General features: G+C 45.4%; 17 protein-coding genes. 14 read left to right on the plus strand and 3 right to left on the minus strand.

What is annotated here, in order from left to right; genetic code table 11:
* Window positions 1–156 precede the first annotated feature (156 nt).
* Window positions 157–501, plus strand: coding sequence for a helix-turn-helix domain-containing protein (locus tag E6W40_RS09805; RefSeq protein WP_246072784.1), 345 nt, complete (start codon window positions 157–159; stop codon window positions 499–501).
* Window positions 423–1,307, plus strand: coding sequence for an IS3 family transposase (locus tag E6W40_RS09810; protein WP_168928788.1), 885 nt, complete (start codon window positions 423–425; stop codon window positions 1,305–1,307). The genes E6W40_RS09805 and E6W40_RS09810 overlap by 79 nt, the downstream gene beginning before the upstream one ends.
* Before the next feature lie 149 nt (window positions 1,308–1,456).
* Here the strand turns inward: E6W40_RS09810 and E6W40_RS09815 are convergent, their stop codons facing one another.
* Window positions 1,457–2,242, minus strand: coding sequence for an AraC family transcriptional regulator (locus E6W40_RS09815; protein WP_136605314.1), 786 nt, complete (start codon window positions 2,240–2,242; stop codon window positions 1,457–1,459).
* A gap of 106 nt (window positions 2,243–2,348) precedes the next feature.
* On the opposite strand from E6W40_RS09815, the gene pyk reads away from it, so the two are divergent.
* From pyk to E6W40_RS09875, 11 genes are all read left to right on the plus strand, one after another.
* The gene (gene pyk, locus E6W40_RS09820) at window positions 2,349–3,764 is read left to right on the plus strand and encodes a pyruvate kinase (RefSeq protein ID WP_136605315.1); all 1,416 of its coding nucleotides are present in this window, start codon (window positions 2,349–2,351) and stop codon (window positions 3,762–3,764) included.
* Window positions 3,765–4,269: 505 nt separating this feature from the next.
* A complete protein-coding gene (locus E6W40_RS09830; protein ID WP_136605316.1) occupies window positions 4,270–4,824 on the plus strand; it encodes a biotin transporter BioY in 555 nt (184 codons plus the stop codon).
* Between the two features lie 31 nt (window positions 4,825–4,855).
* Window positions 4,856–6,337 (plus strand): AMP-binding protein, encoded by a 1,482-nt coding sequence (locus E6W40_RS09835; RefSeq protein WP_136605317.1) that lies wholly within the window; start codon window positions 4,856–4,858, stop codon window positions 6,335–6,337.
* Window positions 6,334–7,485: a thiolase family protein gene (locus E6W40_RS09840; RefSeq protein WP_136605318.1), complete on the plus strand. Its 1,152-nt coding sequence runs from the start codon at window positions 6,334–6,336 to the stop codon at window positions 7,483–7,485. Before E6W40_RS09835 ends, E6W40_RS09840 begins: the two co-directional genes overlap by 4 nt.
* Window positions 7,482–7,880 (plus strand): FAS1-like dehydratase domain-containing protein, encoded by a 399-nt coding sequence (locus E6W40_RS09845; protein WP_136605319.1) that lies wholly within the window; start codon window positions 7,482–7,484, stop codon window positions 7,878–7,880. The genes E6W40_RS09840 and E6W40_RS09845 overlap by 4 nt, the downstream gene beginning before the upstream one ends.
* Entirely contained in the window at window positions 7,858–8,202 is a 345-nt protein-coding gene (locus tag E6W40_RS09850) for a MaoC family dehydratase (RefSeq protein WP_136605320.1), read from the plus strand. The genes E6W40_RS09845 and E6W40_RS09850 overlap by 23 nt, the downstream gene beginning before the upstream one ends.
* On the plus strand, window positions 8,199–8,939 hold the full coding sequence (locus E6W40_RS09855) for an SDR family NAD(P)-dependent oxidoreductase (protein ID WP_136605321.1): 741 nt from the start codon (window positions 8,199–8,201) through the stop codon (window positions 8,937–8,939). The genes E6W40_RS09850 and E6W40_RS09855 overlap by 4 nt, the downstream gene beginning before the upstream one ends.
* 81 nt (window positions 8,940–9,020) lie before the next feature.
* On the plus strand, window positions 9,021–9,821 hold the full coding sequence (locus E6W40_RS09860; RefSeq protein WP_136605322.1) for an energy-coupling factor transporter ATPase: 801 nt from the start codon (window positions 9,021–9,023) through the stop codon (window positions 9,819–9,821).
* Window positions 9,806–10,654: an ATP-binding cassette domain-containing protein gene (locus tag E6W40_RS09865; protein ID WP_136605323.1), complete on the plus strand. Its 849-nt coding sequence runs from the start codon at window positions 9,806–9,808 to the stop codon at window positions 10,652–10,654. The genes E6W40_RS09860 and E6W40_RS09865 overlap by 16 nt, the downstream gene beginning before the upstream one ends.
* On the plus strand, window positions 10,655–11,449 hold the full coding sequence (locus E6W40_RS09870; RefSeq protein ID WP_136605324.1) for an energy-coupling factor transporter transmembrane component T family protein: 795 nt from the start codon (window positions 10,655–10,657) through the stop codon (window positions 11,447–11,449). It begins immediately after the preceding gene.
* A 36-nt stretch (window positions 11,450–11,485) separates the two neighbouring features.
* Window positions 11,486–12,448 (plus strand): NAD(P)H-dependent flavin oxidoreductase, encoded by a 963-nt coding sequence (locus E6W40_RS09875; RefSeq protein ID WP_136605325.1) that lies wholly within the window; start codon window positions 11,486–11,488, stop codon window positions 12,446–12,448.
* Between the two features lie 119 nt (window positions 12,449–12,567).
* Here E6W40_RS09875 and E6W40_RS09880 read toward each other — a convergent pair whose 3' ends face one another.
* On the minus strand, window positions 12,568–13,977 hold the full coding sequence (locus E6W40_RS09880; RefSeq protein WP_136605326.1) for an amino acid permease: 1,410 nt from the start codon (window positions 13,975–13,977) through the stop codon (window positions 12,568–12,570).
* A gap of 219 nt (window positions 13,978–14,196) precedes the next feature.
* On the opposite strand from E6W40_RS09880, the gene E6W40_RS09885 reads away from it, so the two are divergent.
* The gene (locus E6W40_RS09885) at window positions 14,197–14,481 is read left to right on the plus strand and encodes a GNAT family N-acetyltransferase (protein ID WP_136605327.1); all 285 of its coding nucleotides are present in this window, start codon (window positions 14,197–14,199) and stop codon (window positions 14,479–14,481) included.
* Between the two features lie 197 nt (window positions 14,482–14,678).
* Here the strand turns inward: E6W40_RS09885 and E6W40_RS09890 are convergent, their stop codons facing one another.
* Window positions 14,679–15,560, minus strand: coding sequence for a LysR family transcriptional regulator (locus tag E6W40_RS09890; protein ID WP_136605328.1), 882 nt, complete (start codon window positions 15,558–15,560; stop codon window positions 14,679–14,681).
* Window positions 15,561–15,651: the final 91 nt, after the last annotated feature.

A 15,651-nucleotide genomic window follows, 5' to 3' on the forward strand; every position in this document is an offset into this window, starting at 1 on the left:
AATTTGGGCACATTCCAAGCCTTAATTAACGGTAATAGCTGAATAGATCGCTGAAGTGACATAGAAAAACCTACCTACCTGTGAAGTGCACCCCTTAGAATAGACATTGGAAAAACCCCTTGGTTTAACCGATGAATTCTAGGGGGTGTATTTTTTATGGCTATAAAAGGTCAAAAGTTTAAGACGTACTCTGAGGAACTCAAGATGGAGGCAATCCGTTTGCACGTAGAGGAAAAATGGACGTATCGGCAAATCAACGATCATTTGGGAATCCAAGACCAGAGTCGGATGAAGCGTTGGATGCGAAAATACCGTGAAAAGGGTGAGTTTGGTTTACTGGATCAACGAGGAAGGCGGAAGGAATATTTAGATCAAGAGCGATATGTTCAGCAGTTGAAACGGGAGAATACGATGCTAAAAAAGTGTTTGGAAATCTGGATGCAGGAGGGAAAGAACAGCGCTTCAAGCTTATCGAACAAGCAGCGAATGTCGGCCAAGTAGCCGAACACTGCAAGCTCCTTGGCGTCTCTAGAAGTGGCTATTACGCGTATTTGAAGAGGAAGAAGAATGACCGAGATGCCGAGGCTAAACGACTCCTTCGCACCGTGTATCAACGCTACGAAGGAAAGTATGGCTACCGTCAGATCCAACTTTTCTTGTGGCAGGATGAAGGTGTATGGATGAATCACAAGAAAGTACTGCGCCTAATGCAAAAGCTTGGTCTTCAAGCCAGCATTCGCCGGAAACGTCGATTTAATATGACATACCAGGCTGCCGAGCGCGTGGCTGATAATCTGCTTAAGCGAAATTTCACAGCCGAAAAACCAAACCAGAAATGGGTGACGGATGTGACTCAATACCGGATAGGCGAGCGCTGGCTGTATCTTTCGGCAGTGAAAGACCTATTCAATAACGAGATTGTGGCCTACCAACTTAGCGAACGTAACGATAATGAACTGGTACTTCAGACGTTCGCTAAAGCATTTGCTAAGCGAAAAGACGTGTCCGGATTGGTCGTTCACAGCGACCAAGGGTTCCAGTACACGTCTCATGCTTACCACGACATGCTGCCAAAGGTTAGCGCCCAAATCAGCATGTCTCGCCGGGGCAATTGCCTAGACAACGCCTCCATGGAGAGCTTCTTCTCGCATCTCAAAACGGAAGGGCTCTATCCCTATGATATCCGAAATCTGGCAGAGGCACAAAGGAGAATTGAGAAGTACATACAATTTTACAACCAAAGGCGACCGCAGCGTAAATTAAACAAACTGACGCCGGTACAGTACCGGCGCCAGTTTGCAGCCTAGGTGTTTTTTCAATGTCCACTAAATGGGGTCTTGACCACCTGTAAGCAGGTGGGTTTTTTATTTTCAAAAATAATTTAAACACTTGGTTACCACAGGGATCAGGGAAGCTGAGTTACGTAACGTAATCTGCCATAGGAGCATTGTTCGCCTTATACGATGCGTGGTCTGTCCGTTAAATAATCCGAAGGATTCCGTCCGGTATTCCCTTTAAATTTCTTATTGAAAAATGACACGTCACTGTAACCCAAAAAATCGGATATTTCTCCCACCGTTAGCTGAGACTCGGTTAGCATATACACTCCTGTTTTTATGCGCAAAGCATGGACGTATTCGCTGATGGTTTGTCCGGTAACGGACTTAAAGAGGGTTGCCGCATGATTTGGACTTCGATTTACGACATCCGCTAGATCATGCTTCGTAATCTTTGTCCGATAATGATCTTGAATATATCTTTTCATTAATTCAACATGCTTGTATTTCTTAGAAAGAATCGTTCCTCGATCCAATTCTCTGTTCCAAAGAATTAGTATTTCTGTGAGTAATACGTTCGTGTATAAGTCGTAATACGAATGTTTATCAGTCCATTGGTGGATGAGCAATTTCAACCGTTCATGCACCAAATCAAAACAACCTAACTTCGAGTGGAGAGTTTTTTCAGAACCTAATAGGGGTAGCTCCGGTGAATCCGTGGTTACGTTAAAGTTTATTACATATTTTGAATGAAATACGGTAGGTACACTTTTCCAATAAAACGGGGACTTGCTTGGGATCAAAATTGCATCACCTTTTTCCATGATGATTCTCTGATCATTAATCCAATAAACACATTTGCCGTATGTGACTATACCGAAACTGAAACCGGCTTCTTCCGTGTTCCATTTCTCTTCATTCCCATTCAATCCGTTATCTTGACGTACGCTTTGAATCTTAATCATATTGTCACCCAAGTCCCGTACTATTTTACAATCATCATACTATAGTTCATTGCCATATTATAACCGTTTGAATAATAATGAAGTAAATTCGAACGGAGTTGGTCATATGAGGAAATCAAAAATACTTTGTACAATGGGTCCTGCTTGCGATTCAGATGAAATTCTATATGAAATGATACATTCCGGAATGAATATAGCCAGATTAAACATGGCTCATGGTGAATTGGACGAACATCGAATACGAATTGAAAATATTCGGAAAGCCGCGCTTAAACAGAATACATTTATCCCTGTGTTGCTGGATATTAAGGGTCCTGAAATAAGAATAGGGAAACTGAAGGATCCGTATGTTGAATTAATACAAGATAGCGAGATCGTTATTACTACAAATCAAATCTTAGGTAACTCAAATATGATCTCGGTTAACTATGAAGACATGCCTAATGTCTTAAAGCCAAGTTCAAGAATACTCATTGATGATGGGCTTATTGAATTAAGTGTTATATCCATTAAGGGTCAAGATATTTATTGCAAAGTGCTAAATGGAGGTATCGTAAAACCTAGAAAAGGAGTTAATCTTCCAGGTGTTAGAACCACGTTGCCGGGGATTACGGAAAGGGATGTCAATCACATTTTGTTTGGTCTTGATAACAAAATTGATATCATTGCGGTATCCTTTGTGAGAAAAGCGGAAGATATTTTGGCAGTAAGAAGGATATTAAAGGAAAACAAGGCGGAGCAAGTTCAAATCATTGCGAAAATTGAGAACGAAGAGGGAGTCTCTCAATTGGACGAAATTATAAAGGTCTCTGATGGCATTATGGTTGCACGAGGTGATCTCGGAGTCGAAATTCCAGTGGAGGAAGTGCCGCTTGTTCAAAAGAAAATCGTTGAAAAATGCAATGGAGCCGGGAAACCGGTTATTGTAGCAACCCATTTATTAGACTCCATGCAATTAAATCCGCGTCCAACCCGGGCGGAAGTTAGTGATGTATCAACAGCGGTTCTACAAGGGGCAGACGTGCTTATGTTATCGGGAGAAACGGCAGCAGGCAAATATCCTGTTGAATCCGTCCGTACAATGGCAACAGTGGCGGAGAAGATGGAGTCCTGTTTGGACCACGCTGAACAATTTTCTAAACGAAGGGCACAACACGCCATAAATATTACAGAAGTTATCAGTCAATCCGCGGTGAGTTCATCATTTGAGTTAAATGCGAAAGCAATCATTACGCCAACAGAGAGTGGATATACTGCCCGTATGGTTTCTAAATATCGCCCCATGGCACCCATTATTGCAATAACACGGCATCCTGATATTTTACGGAAATTATGCCTTCTATGGGGGGTTATACCCGTTCTTGGAGATACCGCATTAAATACTGATGATATGTTCGATTCAGCAATAAATAATAGTATCAGGACGGGACTAATCAAAAAAGGTGATTACGTGATCATATCTGCTGGAGTGCCAATAGGTAAGGAAGGAACCACCAACATACTTAAAGTGCAAGAACTGTAAGATCAATTCAAGAATATGGTTAAAGCGGGTTATGTTAAACATATCGGACTTACCCAAGTTGGAGCGGATACGCTAAGATAGGCACATGCCATTCATCCCATAAGTTTGGTAGAATCAGAATACTCTCTTTTCAATCGTAACATCGAAAAGGATAGCTATCGGTTACTTGGATGTTATCCAAAGGTGAAGATATCTTGCCACTCATTGGGGCGAGAAGGGTATAGTGTATGCAGACAGCGTGCATCCAAACTTTACAGCAAAACCCTGCCCTATAAAAAAGCAGGGTTTTGTATTGATTAGTTTTACTTTTTTTACTGGAATTGGATTTTTTCATAAAAGGTAGAGACTTACGATAAACCGTTGTTATTATCCCATAGAACAGTATTGTTAACCTGAATAAAAATTTTAGGTTTACAATTGAAAAATATCAAGCTATGATTTACCCATACATAGATGTCGACTCTATAGATATTTAATTTGAGAACATTGTCATGGAGGACGTAAAATGAAAACAAAAGAGATGGTTTTTGCTGCATTATTCGCAGCATTCATAGGAGTATTAGGGTTGATTCCACCGATTCCACTGGGTTTTATCCCGGTATCCATTACCGCACAAACACTTGGCGTTATGCTTGCGGGATGCTTTTTAGGAAAGAAGACGGGTACGATTAGTTTGGTTTTGTTTATCGTATTAGTCGCTTTAGGTTTACCTTTATTATCTGGTGGACGTGGAGGTCCTTCCGTATTCGTAGCACCGTCAGCTGGATATTTTCTAAGCTGGCCAGTGGCCGCGTTTTGTATCGGGTATGCTACGGAAAAGGTATGGTCAACCTTAAAAACTTGGAAAATGATCCTGATCAATTTAGTGTTTGGTGTTGTGCTAGTTAGTTTAATTGGTGCGCCGGTGATGGCGTTCATTACCCATACATCTGTCTGGGCCGGACTTGTAGGTGCTACCGCATTCTTGCCAGGGGATTGTATCAAAGCTGTTATCGCAGCCATTATTGCAATACAATTAAAAGCTATCAGCCCGATTGAAGAAAAAGTGAATAACACATAGTTACTTAAATTGTGAATAGGTGTGATATGAGATGAATTTAGTAGAACCACTACTGCGTTATGCTATACAACAGCCGGGCAAAATTGCCTTATCCGATGGTGGAGAGAGCCGTACTTACTTGGCATTAGTACAGAGGATGATGCAAATCGCGCAGGGATTTCAACAAAATGGCCTGAGACAGGATAAGGTCGCTATTTTATCTGCGAATCGCATAGAATTTGTGGAGGTTTTTCTAGGAGCCATCTATGCAGGTTGTGTTCCTGTACCTTTAGATCCGAAATGGAGCATGAACGAAGTCAATGCGATTGTACAGCAATGTCAGCCGAAAATGATTTTTTCGGAGACTAGATTCGTAAAGAATCTGGTCTTGGAGGATACAAAGATAAAACTTCTAACCTTTTCAGCTGAAGATGCAGGTTCGTATGACAACTGGCTGCATACTTTCAAGCCAGAAGCTGAAATGGATGATACGAATGAATTATTATTTATCGGCTTTACTTCCGGCACAACTGGTACACCCAAGGGGTATATGCGCACCCATTTATCTTGGATCAAGAGCTTTGAGGCGACGAGCGAAGCCTTTCAACTAGACAACATGGAGCATATTATAGCCCCTGGCCCACTCGTTCACTCCTTATCTCTATTTGCATTAATGCAAAGCTTAACCAGCGGGGCGACCTTTCATATCGTACAACATTTCAATGCAAGAGAGGTTTTAGAGCTGTGCAGGCAAATTCCAGATGCCATTTTGTTTGTCGTGCCCACGATGATTGAATCGATGATGCAAGAGACCATTCCCGGACAGACACACATCCAAGCCTTGATTAGTTCAGGTGGGAAGTGGTCCGAAACGTCCAAGCAAAGGAGCAAGGAAGTATTTGGCGGGGCCAAGATTTATGAATATTACGGCTCTTCCGAAGCAAGTTACATCAGTTATTTAGATGTTCATGATGAGAATAAAGCGAATTCAGTAGGTAAGCCCTTTTCAGGCGTACAAATATCCATCCGGGATGAACATTTTCAGGAGGTGTCTCCCGGGATTGCCGGGCAGCTGTACATTCGAAGTGACATGATGTTTATTGGCTATTATCAATTGCCTGAGGAGACGTCAGCCGTTTTTCGTGACGGATGGCTCATTCTTGGCGATTATATGTATAGGGATGACGATGGTTATTTGTATATGGCTGGACGGTCCAAAAATATGATGGTAACGGGTGGCCTAAATGTATTCCCCGAGGAAGTCGAATCCGTGCTGCAGCAAATTCCGGAGATTCAAGAAGTAATGGTACTTGGATTGCCTGATGCCTACTGGGGAGAACAGGTGACGGCACTTGTGAAATGGAATAGTCAAAAGCAATTATCTATCGATGAAATCAAGAAATATTGCCGGCAGTATTTAGCGAGCTACAAGTCACCGAAGCAGCTCATCACGGTGGATGAGTTCATTTACACAAGCAGCGGGAAATTAGCTCGTCAGGCGATGAAAGATTATGTGAAGAGAGTGATGGTATGACAGAAGCTGTGATTGTCATGGCTAAGCGCACGCCCATTGGAAGGTTGGGCGGCGTTCTAAGCGGGCTTGAACCGGAAGCATTATTAGCGCCACTTATTCAGCATATTGTAGCCGAAACGAAATTACCGAAGGACTTCATTGATGATGTCATCATTGGCAATGTGGTAGGTCCAGGTGGGAATATTGCAAGAGTTGCTGCTCTTGAAGCAGGACTTCCTGTCACCGTCCCTGGCGTTACGGTTGACCGGCAGTGTGGTTCGGGTCTTGAGGCCATCAATATCGCAGCACGCTTCATTCAAAGCGGGGCCGGTGAGATATATTTGGCAGGTGGTGTGGAAAGCACAAGTCGCGCGCCATGGAAAATGGCGAAGCCGCAAACATTGATGGGCGTTCCCAAGCTCTATACACGTGCACATTTTACCCCAAGTTCCTACGGTGATCCGGATATGGGTATTGCCGCGGAGAATGTCGCTCATAAATACGAGATATCCAGAGTAGAACAAGACCTTTATTCTTTGAAAAGCCATCAAAAAGCTATCCATGCTCAGCAGACAGGACGTTTTCAGCAGGAAATAGTACCGCTTCAAGTTGAAGGCGAATGGGTGACTGGCGATGAATGTCCTAGAGCCAACACGAGCCTTGAAAAGCTGAAAAAACTATCGCCAATCTTTCTGGAACAAGGTACCGTAACCGCTGGTAATGCTTGTCCTCTCAATGATGGAGCGGCGCTTGTTCTAATCATGTCCCGTGAAAAATGTGAGGAGCTTAAGTTAAAGCCTATAATGCGCGTTGTGGATGCTCAAGCGGCAGGTGTCGATCCGAATTATTTAGGAATGGGCCCCGTTCCAGCTGTCCAGAAGGTGCTGAGCCGTCAACAGCTGACCGTGGCTGATTTAGACATCGTGGAGTTTAATGAAGCATTCGCCTCCCAAGTATTAGCTTCACTAAATCAGCTTCAGATCCCTCAGGAAAAGGTCAATCTTGGTGGTGGCGCGCTTGCTATTGGTCATCCATATGGTGCATCAGGGGCGATTTTAATGACGCGTCTATGTGCTGAAATGCTGCATAATCCTTATCAAAGAGGTCTGGCCACGCTGGGCATTGGCGGTGGTATAGGTATCACAACCCTTGTGGAGGCGATGGAATGAATCGGATTCAGCATCAAGTTCATATCACAGCTGAGTGGATTTCCCAGTATGCAGACAGTATTGAGGCTCCTGTGCAGTCGATACATGGCAATCTCATCGCACCAGCGACAATGCCCGTTATTTTCTGGCAAACATTTGATATTCCTTGGATGAATATGGATGCACCTCTGATTCACGGTTCGCAGCGGTTTTCATATGAGGCACCGATTACGGCAGGCATGATCTTGGACTGTGAATTATCATTAACGAATATAGAGCGAAAAGCGGGTAAACAAGGCATCCTGACATTTTTTACACATACGCTTGTTTGTAGATGTGATGGCGAACTTATTGTCACAGCGGACACGGTATTGATTCGGGTAGGTGATGATCATGAAAAAACGCATAACCTGTGAAGCGATTCTTCTATATGCCGCAGTTTCTAAAGATATGGCAGACATCCATTTAGATACGGAAGCCGCAGCAATGGCGGGATTCAAGCGACCTATCGTGCATGGTATGTATATCATGGGATTGGCACAATCCCTCTATTTGAGAGAGCATCCAGCGCAATGGATCACCACGTATGATATGAAATTCCATAAGCCACTTCTAGTAGATTCGGTAGTGTCTTTTGATTTTGTGGACAGAGATGGCCATATCCAGGTGACTGTTACAGATGAGAATGGCGAAGTAATAACATCGGGCATATTGTCAGTGAAAGAGAGACAGCGATGAAAAAAGTAGCGATCATCACAGGAGCAACGAGAGGGATCGGGCGCAGTATCGCCGCATATCTTGGACAATCCGATTATCAAGTCGTTGTTAATGGTACAAATCAAATGTTAATCAATCAAGTCGTGCATGAGATTCATGAAGCTGGTGGTGAGGCGATCGGATACTGTGCGGATATTGCAAATCCGGCCTTAGTCACCGCGATGGTAGATGCCGTCATAGCCGAGTATGGACGTATCGATGTGCTGATACATAACGCGGGAAATGTACATGACCAAAAATGTGTTCGTATGGCGGATGAAGAGTGGCTATCTGTGCTCGATGTTCATTTGAACGGCGCCTTTTATACGATTCAGCGAGCACTGCCGCATATGCAAAATAATGGTGGAGACATCATTCTGATGACTTCTACTGCAGGACTCACAGGTTCGGTTGGACAAGTGAATTACAGTGCGGCAAAAGCGGGATTGCTTGGATTAATGTGGACGCTCGCAGCCGAACTTAAGCATCATCAGATTAGGGTGAATGCCATTTCTCCAGCTGCCTTAACCGATATGACAAGGCCTGTGATCGATCATTTGAAGGAAAAGTATGCTAGTCGTCATGAGCCACTTCCGGAGTTCTGGCGGGTAGGGGAAGCAGATGACATCGCCCGTTTCGTGACCGCCCTACTGGCTCAGCCGGATCCAGAGTTAACAGGTGAAATATTTGGTGTAAACGGCGCTAAGGTGACAAAGTGACAAAAGCCGGAGCCAGTCTATTCCGAAAATAGCATAGAGGCATTCTTCACAACGTGGTACCGACAGAAGGGAAGTATATGAATGCTTACATTCAAACAGGTTCATTTCTATTATAAAAAGGGACAGTCTGTCATAGAAAATATAAGCTTTACGATCGAGCCAGGTGAGTTTGTCGCGATTGTAGGCGCGAATGGCTGCGGGAAATCTACAATTGCAAAGCTGATGGATGGATTGCTGCTTCCGAAGGAAGGCAGTGTGGAACTTAACCACTTAGACACGTCAAGGCCTTCAGACCTTACCCGGATTCATGAGCAAATCGGCCTGGTCTTTCAAAATCCGGAGGATCAATTCATTACCACAACCGTTATGGATGAGATACTGTTTGGCTTGGAAAATATTCGCGTGCCAAGAGAGGAAATGTTGGAACGTCTTCAGCATGCCCTGCAAGCTGTTCAAATGGAGGATTATTTGGAAGCCTTGCCACACGAGTTATCCGGCGGTCAAAAGCAGCGTGTAGCTATTGCAGCTATTGTAGCGATGCGCCCCAAAATCATTATTTTCGATGAGGCGACTTCGATGCTAGATCCACAAGGGAGAGAACAGATTATTTCGATTATGCATGAGCTGCACGGGCAAGGCATGACCATCATTCACATCACTCATCATATGGAGGAAGTGCTATCTGCAGAACGAATGTTACTCATACATCAAGGGAGACTCGAATTTGATGGCGACCCTTTGACCTTTTTTGAAACCATACCCGCTGCGGACTATCAATTACACCTGCCATTTGCCGTGCGACTACATCAACAGCTTCATGAAAAATCGCCACTTACAGCTGATTGGAAGGAGATGATTCGTTCACAATGGTCTATCAACTAAATGATGTGAGCGTGCATTATTCCAATCATACAGCTATACAGCATGTAAACTGCACCATTCAAAAGGGGAAATGGATTTCCGTCATCGGTCAAACGGGTGCAGGAAAGACTACGTTCGTTAAAGTGCTGAAGGGGCTGATACCCGCCATTGATGGAGACTATTTGATTCATCATCAGCCCGTTAATAGAGATGCTAAAGGGCAGATACGGGTCGTCCCGGAAATCGGATTCGTTTTTCAATATCCAGAGCATCAGCTATTTGAAACGACGGTTCAGAAGGAGCTCGCCTTTGCACTGAAACAGCAAGGATTTTCAAGTCAGCAGATCACGGAGTCTATTCAAACGATTTTACCTCAAGTAGGTCTGTCAGAGGAGATTCTTCCGTTACCTCCGTTTCAGCTCAGTGGGGGTCAGAAGCGACGAATAGCCATCGCCTCTGTGTTAATGATGGATCCGAAGCTGCTTATTGTGGACGAACCGACAGCAGGTCTTGATCCGGTCAGCCGAGTCGCGATACTACAGTTACTGCAAAGATGGCAGCAACAAGATGATCGCAGCCTTATCTTCGTGTCACACCAACTGGAAGATGTCGCTGAATACTCGGATGAGGTCATCGTATTTCATGCCGGCCAACTCAGGGGTCATTATGACACCAACAATTTATTTCTAGAACAGACCTCGCTGCTGCGGGAAATCGGGTTGTCACTACCGGAACCCGTACAACTGCTGAAGCTGATTGAGGAATTATCCGGCCACAAAATTGAAGCGGCAAGCTGTAGAGAAGAAGATATATTCAAAGCCATTATCCCAATCTGGAAAAGAAGGGGCGTCTGAATGGCTAATACCGTACTCATAGGTCAATATATCGAGACGCATTCTATATTCCACCGGCTGGACCCGAGGACGAAGATTATAAGCATCACCATGATGATGCTGAGCTTCCTGATGCTTGAAACTAGTCTTAGCTACTTGATCGCAACCATCTTCGTCATTGGCTTTTTAATGATATCGAAGATTCCGGCCCGCGTGATTTGGAGGGGATTAAAGCCCATTTTATTGATCTTGATGTTTACCTTTCTTTATCATGTTATCTTTACAAAAGGAACTGTCATTTGGTCCTGGTTATTCGTCGAGATATCTGAGGAAGGGTTACAAAATGGGACGCGTTTCGTATGGCGCATTATTTTACTCGTTTTATTAGCATCTTTATTAACGTTAACCACAAAACCGCTAACATTAGCCTATGGTCTTGAAAAATTATTATCACCGCTATCCAAGCTTCACGTTCCGGTGGAGCAGTTTTCTTTGATGATTGTCATTGCTATTCGGTTTATCCCGACCATTGTACAGGAGCTTGAGCGCATTCTTTTAGCACAAAAAGCCAGAGGCTTTGATATGACGACATTACCGCTAGCTAAACGCATGTTATCCTATATTCCGATTTTAGTACCTTTGCTCTTCACGACCATTCAACGCGCCGAACAGCTGACCTACGCTATTGATGCACGTGCTTATGGTAATGGTAAAGGAAGAACCAGCTATAAGCAGCTGAAATTTCAGAAAATGGATTATCAAGCAGGCGTGATCGTTATGTTTTTTGCCTTGACCTTACTGTTATTAAGGATATAGCTGAATGCATATGTAAAAATACAGGAGGCGCTGACGATGCAATGGAATACGAGAATCACCGAATTATTGCACATTAAGTATCCTATCATTCAAGGAGGGCTTGCCTATTTAGCTTATGCAGACCTCGCTGCCGCAGTTTCGAATGCCGGTGGATTAGGACAAATCACTGCCATGAGTCTCCCGAACGCAGATGCCCTCCGCCAAGAAATTCGGCATGCACGTACACTTTCAGACAAGCCATTGGGTGTCAACTTTGCTATTGGTATGCATGGTGCATCTTTCGAGGATCGGGTGCAAGTCGCCATTGATGAGCAAGTATCCGTTGTGACGATTACGGGAGGTAACCCTGCGCCGATTTTAGGGATGCTGCAGTCCACGGATATCAAAACACTGGTGCTTGTTTCCTCGAGCAGGCAGGCAAAGAAAGCGGAACAACTAGGCGCATCCGCTGTTATTGTTGTGGGGCAGGAAGGAGGCGGGCACTTAGGACGTGACGATGTTGGAACCATGGTGCTCGTTCCGCAGGTGGTTGATGCCGTTTCAATTCCCGTCGTTGCCTCCGGGGGGATCGGAGATGGCCGCGGTTGGATGGCTGCCCAAGCTCTTGGCGCAGAGGGTATCGAAATGGGAACGCGCTTTATAGCCACTCAGGAATGTGTCCATGCCTCTGCTTCCTATAAAAAGGCTTTAATCGAGAGTTCGGAGTTTGATACAGCAGTAATTAAACGTTCGATCCATTCTCCTGCCAGAGTACTGCGAAGTGAATACATCGATAAAGTACTTGAAATCGAGCGCGAGTCACCAACATATGAGGCGTTAAAGAATTATATTAGCGGAGAAGCCAACAAACGCTGGATTTACGATGGCATCAAAGAAGAAGGCTTTGGCTGGGCAGGTCAAATAACCGGTATGATCCATGATATCCCTACGGTTACCGAGCTGATGGACAGAATGGTTGAGGAAGCAGGGAGTATTCGTAAAAAGTGGGGGTCTCTATAATTTTTATAAAATAAGTTCTTGTCCAGTGCTTAGGACAAGAACTTATTTTCATATCCAATATGGACAAAACAGTTCATAATCGTCGTAGCACTCTGCTGAACGAAAGCGCATGAAAGACCTTAGATTGAATTCTTATGGACTTTCCGATACTTCAGCAGAAGCGGATAAAACAGGATGCCGCTGACAATCAGCGCAAGTCCAAGCAGGAACGTCTTGAGATCCGCGGTTCCTGCCACGATCACCCATAGCGAGTAGATGGCAGCCAAAGCCGCTATGATCCCTTCGGTTACACGCTCCTTCTGCAGTGTGTAGGTTTCGCCGGTCCAGGTCAGCTTGAGGTGGTAGAGAGATGCAATCAGGTAAGGGACCAGATAAGCTAGCGTAGCGATATAGATGATAAAATCAAACGCTGCTGAGATGGAACCCGAGATCGTGGACAGCAGCAAGATCTGTCCGAGGATGCTGGAGATCCGGAGTGATACCTTCGGCATGCCTTTACTATTCTCCTTGGAAAAAGACGGCAGGAACACGCCTAACTTGGACGCTTGAAACGGCACTTCGCTGCTTAACAGCACCCAGCCGATGGTGGAGCCTATCAGACTGATCAGACCGAGGCCCGCTAGCAGCTTGCCGCCAATGGGTCCCAGCACGGTAGAAATGCCGTCCACCAGCGGATTCTGTGAGGCCATTAGCTGGTCTTGTGTCAGCAGGCCCATTGTCAATATGCTAATGCCTACATACAATACGATCGAGATCAACAGCCCTGCGATGGTCGCGCGGCGGATATCCTGCTTGCGCCGAGCGCGTGCGGCAAAGACCATGGCGGATTCCACCCCGATGAAAGCCCATAGTGTTGCAACCGCGGCCGAGTTAACCTGGGAAAGCAGACTGAGCGTCTCCCCGCTGTCATTGGTGCGTGGAGCCAGGAATGGCCCAATATTGCTCTGCTCAAACGAAAATAGGGCAATTACGATGAAGAGTACAAATCCGATGACCTTAGTCGCCGTAGCAATGAAATTCAACCGCCCCGCACCGTTCATGCCTTTTTGGCAGATGGCGTATGTTCCCCATAGAAGTACCGAGCAGACGAGAAACGTCAGGGTATTGCCTGCTTTTAATGTGAAATTCCCGATGGTCAGCCATACCTTGCTACTGGTAAGCACCGGGAAGAAGGTGGAAAGGTAGCTTGCGAACGTCGTGATAACCGCCACAAAACCGGCGATATTGCCGACCCAGTATCCCCAGGTGGACATAAAGCCGGCCAAGAGGGATCCATGGGAACCTTCACGAAACAGCTCTTTCGCATAGATTTGCGGGCCACCGCTGAGCTCAGGCTTGCGTACAGCCAAGCTGCCGAAGACAAGCGCCAAAGTGAGAACACCGAGTCCTGTAGCGGCCCAAGCCAGAATGACCCCGGCAGGACTTGCCGCTTCTGACAGAGATCGAGGCAGCATGAAGATTCCGGAACCGACCATGTTCCCGACCACGAGGGCGGTCAGGATCCAGAAACCTAATTTATGTCTGGTCATGATGATAAACCCCTTTTGAAAATTTCTGAAAAAGTCACGAGTGATATGAAAAATGAACCGACAAGTATCTATGATACACTTTCTTCTGCTAAAGCACCAGAGTAAATATCAGGAGAGCACTTATTTCCCTCCCCGTAAGCAGGCCCGATGTTTCGGCAGACCGTGCGAGGGGGAAGAATAGATAATAAAGTACAGCAACCGACAAGGAGTGTGAAGCCCATGAGAGAAATTCGTGAGGGCAGTCAGGAACTCGTTCTAGTAGAGGATGGGCAAGATGTTGCGGAGATTCACTTCAAGCCGCTCGATGACCGGACAATTGTTATTGACCATACGTATGTATCGGAACAGCTGCGAGGCCAGAAGATTGGCGATCAGCTGGTGAAGGCGGTCGTAGATATCGCACGCAAGGATGGCAAGCTAATCGTTCCCGCGTGCTCGTTTGCTTTGGCTCAATTTAAAAGACATAAGGAATATAAGGATGTTTGGGCACAGGTGAAAGGGTAGCTAACGTATCAGGGAGCATGTTACATGATGGTAATCAAGGGGTCTATTGACGAAGGATAAGAATAAATCCAGAAGGAGCTGCGAAAATCGCGGCTCTTTTGTTTTGCAGATAGGGCTCGAAAATGCGTTGTCGTCATGAAGATACTGGAATTTTCAGGTGCGTTTTAAAGAAGCATCTTATATGAGTTTAAGAATCGTCAGTTCTGCAGCATCTTCAAAAAAGCCCCTGCAGCCAGCGATGGGGTCAAATTTTTCTGGACAGCAATACCGATATGCCGATCCGGTAGGGGAGTTTCTGTTCTAAGCTCCAGCAACGATCCGTCCGCAATACGAGATGCGACAAAGACCCGCGGCAAGAAGGCTATTCCATAACCACGCTCGGCAAATTCCGCGAGCATATCCAGGCTGTTCAACTCGAAATCGGCTTCCACCTCTACCCCTTGCGATTGGAACCACCCTTCGATGAAGGAACGTGTCGAGCTGCCCAAGGATAGCATCAGTAGAGGGAGCTCAGTCAGCTGTTCAGTCCGTAAGGACTCTCGTGTCCAATCTGCAAAGGCCATTCCTACAACCGCGCAATAAGGCGAGGCATGGAAGTCGAGGACCTTGATTTCTTCATCCGATACGGGCAGATGGACGAAGCCTATGTCCAGTGAGCCTTTTTTCAAACGCTCCAAAATGCTGCTGGTCCGATCCTGAGACAGCTGAATGCGAATGTCGGGATAATCGGCATGGAACGAGTCGAGCGAGGGTAAAAGAAAATCCTTCACGATCGCCCCGTTTGCGCCAATTCTCAGCCGACCTTCGCTGAACTGCTTCAGCTTCTTCATGCGCCGCTCTGCAGAATCAAGCTCCTCGAACGCTTGCCGGACATGCTGATACAAATCCTGTCCCTCTTGCGTTAAGCGGACCCCCTTGGATAACCGGTCGAATAGTACAACACCGAAAGCCCCTTCAAGCTGCTTGATTGCGTAACTCACAGAAGGCTGCGTCATATGGAGGCTTTGCGCGGCTTTCGTCAAATTGGAAGTCTCAGCAGCATGTAGGAAAACGCGATACCATTCTGTGTTTGCGATCATTTGCTATCAATCCTCTCTATGACACATGTCGATTATTACAATTTCATTTATTTCAAGTATAACTCTAAACTGAAAGAGAAGAAATTTTTAA

Origin of the sequence: Paenibacillus dokdonensis, assembly GCF_004916975.1 — a bacterium.
In the GTDB taxonomy this organism is placed as follows: Bacteria; Bacillota; Bacilli; order Paenibacillales; family Paenibacillaceae; genus Paenibacillus_AQ; species Paenibacillus_AQ dokdonensis.

What these genes read in the sequence shown, in the direction of transcription:
- E6W40_RS09890 (WP_136605328.1), bottom strand. Translation starts at nt 15,560, where the DNA reads ATGATCGCAAACACAGAATGGTATCGCGTTTTCCTACATGCTGCTGAG.
- pyk (WP_136605315.1), top strand. Translation starts at nt 2,349, where the DNA reads ATGAGGAAATCAAAAATACTTTGTACAATGGGTCCTGCTTGCGATTCA.
- E6W40_RS09815 (WP_136605314.1), bottom strand. Translation starts at nt 2,242, where the DNA reads ATGATTAAGATTCAAAGCGTACGTCAAGATAACGGATTGAATGGGAAT.
- E6W40_RS09830 (WP_136605316.1), top strand. Translation starts at nt 4,270, where the DNA reads ATGAAAACAAAAGAGATGGTTTTTGCTGCATTATTCGCAGCATTCATA.
- E6W40_RS09855 (WP_136605321.1), top strand. Translation starts at nt 8,199, where the DNA reads ATGAAAAAAGTAGCGATCATCACAGGAGCAACGAGAGGGATCGGGCGC.
- E6W40_RS09865 (WP_136605323.1), top strand. Translation starts at nt 9,806, where the DNA reads ATGGTCTATCAACTAAATGATGTGAGCGTGCATTATTCCAATCATACA.
- E6W40_RS09840 (WP_136605318.1), top strand. Translation starts at nt 6,334, where the DNA reads ATGACAGAAGCTGTGATTGTCATGGCTAAGCGCACGCCCATTGGAAGG.
- E6W40_RS09835 (WP_136605317.1), top strand. Translation starts at nt 4,856, where the DNA reads ATGAATTTAGTAGAACCACTACTGCGTTATGCTATACAACAGCCGGGC.
- E6W40_RS09885 (WP_136605327.1), top strand. Translation starts at nt 14,197, where the DNA reads ATGAGAGAAATTCGTGAGGGCAGTCAGGAACTCGTTCTAGTAGAGGAT.
- E6W40_RS09850 (WP_136605320.1), top strand. Translation starts at nt 7,858, where the DNA reads ATGAAAAAACGCATAACCTGTGAAGCGATTCTTCTATATGCCGCAGTT.
- E6W40_RS09875 (WP_136605325.1), top strand. Translation starts at nt 11,486, where the DNA reads ATGCAATGGAATACGAGAATCACCGAATTATTGCACATTAAGTATCCT.
- E6W40_RS09860 (WP_136605322.1), top strand. Translation starts at nt 9,021, where the DNA reads ATGCTTACATTCAAACAGGTTCATTTCTATTATAAAAAGGGACAGTCT.
- E6W40_RS09870 (WP_136605324.1), top strand. Translation starts at nt 10,655, where the DNA reads ATGGCTAATACCGTACTCATAGGTCAATATATCGAGACGCATTCTATA.
- E6W40_RS09805 (WP_246072784.1), top strand. Translation starts at nt 157, where the DNA reads ATGGCTATAAAAGGTCAAAAGTTTAAGACGTACTCTGAGGAACTCAAG.
- E6W40_RS09845 (WP_136605319.1), top strand. Translation starts at nt 7,482, where the DNA reads ATGAATCGGATTCAGCATCAAGTTCATATCACAGCTGAGTGGATTTCC.
- E6W40_RS09880 (WP_136605326.1), bottom strand. Translation starts at nt 13,977, where the DNA reads ATGACCAGACATAAATTAGGTTTCTGGATCCTGACCGCCCTCGTGGTC.